3 protein-coding genes are annotated in these 2714 nt (G+C 72.4%); all 3 read right to left on the reverse strand.

Features of this window, described 5'->3' with window-relative positions; translation table 11 throughout:
• A partial coding sequence (locus E1182_RS30125; protein WP_132271125.1) for a ScpA family protein occupies positions 1 to 921 on the reverse strand: 921 nt, incomplete at its 3' end.
• Between the two features lie 23 nt (positions 922 to 944).
• Positions 945 to 1868 (reverse strand): ParA family protein, encoded by a 924-nt coding sequence (locus E1182_RS30130; protein ID WP_132271126.1) that lies wholly within the window; start codon positions 1866 to 1868, stop codon positions 945 to 947.
• A gap of 223 nt (positions 1869 to 2091) precedes the next feature.
• Positions 2092 to 2714 (reverse strand): tyrosine-type recombinase/integrase (locus E1182_RS30135; RefSeq protein ID WP_165942770.1); only part of this gene is annotated, 623 nt, incomplete at its 5' end.

Genomic DNA, 2714 nt, shown 5'->3' on the forward strand with positions numbered 1-2714 from the left:
GCCCGCGTACTCGTCGATGTGCAGGTCCGCGCCGCCGTCGACGGGGCCGGTCCAGCGTACGGTCAGCTCCTCCAGCGCCTGATCCTGCACGAAGGAGACCAAGCCCTGCCGGTACAGCTCCAGCAGCGCCAGAAACCGGGCCACCACCTCCAGGGTGATCTCGCAGTCGGCGCAGAGCTGGGTGAAGCTGGCAATGCCGGCCCGACGCAGCCGCCCAGCGATGATCTCGGCGTGTTCCCGGACGCTGACCCGGACCATGTGCACGTGGGCGATGGACACCTCGGGCGTCGGCTTCGGGGTCATCGCCCGGATCGCGAGCGTCCGCAGCCGGTCCGGTCCGATACCGAGCACCAGGTCGGGCAGCGCCTCGGCGTACCGGGGCTCCAGGGTGACCGCGCGCGGGTACCGCCGGCCGCCGACCGCCTCCAACTCGGCGATGTGCGCCGCCGCCTCCTTGTACGCCTTGTACTGCAGAAGCCGGGCGAAGAGCAGGTCCCGCGCCTCCAGCAGGGCGAGGTCCTCCTCGTCCTCCACCTCGGCGGCCGGCAGCAGCCGGGCCGCCTTCAGGTCGAGCAGGGTCGCGGCGACGAGCAGGAACTCGCTGGTCTCGTCGAGGTCCCACTGATCGCCCAGCGCCCGGAGGTAGGCGATGAACTCGTCGGTGACCCGGTGCAACGCCACCTCGGTCACGTCGAGTTTGTGCTTGCTGATGAGCTGGAGCAGCAGGTCGAAGGGGCCGGTGAAGTTGGCCAGCCGGACGGTGAAACCGGCGTTCTCCTCCGCCGGCTGCGGCACGTCGACGGCACCCCGAGACGGCACGTCCGCGGCACCCGGCGACGACGGAGCAGAGGGCTCGGCCGACTGCGGAGGGCTCGCGGGCGGGTCGAGGGGTGGCGCGGTCACCGGGAGACCGTAGTCCACGTCGCGGGCGTCCGGCGTTCCGGCTACCGCTCCGCCTGGGCGGCGATCACCTCGCGGGCCAGTTGGCGATAGTTGCGGGCGCCGGAGGAAGCCGGGTCGAGGGTGGTGATGGGTGCGCCGGCCACCGTGGACTCGGGGAACTTCACCGTCTTGGTGATCACGGTCTGGTAGACCTTGTCGCCGAACGCCTCGACCACCCGCTGGAGCACCTGGCGGCAGTGCGTGGTGCGGCTGTCGTACATGGTGGCCAGGATGCCCTCGAGTTCGAGGTCGAAGTTGAGCCGCTCGCGTACCTTGTCGATGGTGTCCAACAGCAGCGCCACGCCGCGCAGACTGAAGAACTCGCACTCGAGCGGGATGAGCACCCCGTGCGCCACGGTCAGCGCGTTGATCGCCAGCAGACCCAGCGAGGGCTGGCAGTCGATCAGGATGTAGTCGTACTCCTTGCGGACCTGCTTGAGCACCCGGGCCAGGGCCATCTCCCGGGCGACCTCGTTGACCAACTGGATCTCGGCGGCGGAGAGGTCGATGTTCGCCGGCAGCAGGTGCAGCCCGGCGACGTCCGTCTTGATCAGGACGTCCTCGGCGATGACGTCGTCCTGCATGAGCAGGTTGTAGACGGACAGGTCGAGGTTGTGCGGGTTGACGCCGAGGCCGACGGAGAGCGCGCCCTGCGGGTCGAAGTCCACCAGCAGCACCCGGCGGCCGTACTCGGCGAGCGCGGCGCCCAGGTTGATCGTGGTGGTGGTCTTGCCGACCCCGCCCTTCTGGTTGGCCATCGCGATGATCCGGGCCGGGCCGTGCCGGTCGGTGGGCATCGGCTCCGGGATGGGCTTGCGCATCGTGTACGCGGCCGGGTCCGCCGGACCCAGGTCCGCGCCGAGCGAGGCCTGTTGTTCGCGGAGCTCCGACGTCCAGGCGTCGGCACGGTCACCGTTGCCAGCCATGTTCTTCGTTGCCCCCTCCCGACGACCACCCGGCGTCGGAGCCGTCCGACGTCCTTCGCGGCGCCGCTGCGCACCCCGGTTGTCGCCCCAGGAGGTCCGCGCCGATGCCGACTGTACGCCACCGACCAGCGACGCGTCCGGTACCGCTCCGGCGTGTCGGCCGTCGCGGCCGCTCAACGCCCCGCCGACGCCGCCCGGGACCGCCGGGCTGGCCCGCCGGCGGTCAGCCGCGGGCGCGCGGATGGGCGGTGGCGTACACCTCGCGCAGCCGGTCCACGGTCACCAGGGTGTAGACCTGCGTGGTGGTCACCGAGGCGTGGCCGAGCAGTTCCTGCACCACCCGCACGTCCGCGCCGCCGTCGAGCAGATGGGTGGCGTACGAGTGGCGCAGGGTGTGCGGAGAGACCGCGTGAGGACCAGTCACCGGCAGTCCGGCCCGCTCTGCGGTGCGGCGCAGCACCATCCAGGCGCCCTGCCGGGTCAACGGGCCACCCCGGGCGTTGACGAAGACCGCCGGGGTGCCTCGCCCGGCGGCGACCAGCCCCGGTCGGGCCCGGACCAGCCAGGCGCGCAGCGCCGCCACCGCGTGCCCGCCGACCGGGACGAGCCGGGTGCGGCCGCCCTTGCCGCGCAGCAGCACGGTGCCCTCGTCGACGTCGAGGTCGTCCACGGCTGCGCCGACCGCCTCGGAGATCCGCGCGCCGGTTCCGTACAGGAACTCCAGCAGCGCCCGGTCGCGCAGCGCCAGGGCCGCGCCGTCGCCGGCGGCGGTGACCGCTCCGGCGGTCTCCACCAGGCGGACCACGTCGTGCACCGGCAGCGCCCGGGGCAGCCGCCGGGGTGGGG

The sequence above is a fragment of the Micromonospora sp. KC721 genome (assembly GCF_004348355.1).
Lineage (GTDB): Bacteria > Actinomycetota > Actinomycetes > Mycobacteriales > Micromonosporaceae > Micromonospora.

What these genes read in the sequence shown, in the direction of transcription:
- E1182_RS30130 (WP_132271126.1), bottom strand. Translation starts at nt 1,868, where the DNA reads ATGGCTGGCAACGGTGACCGTGCCGACGCCTGGACGTCGGAGCTCCGC.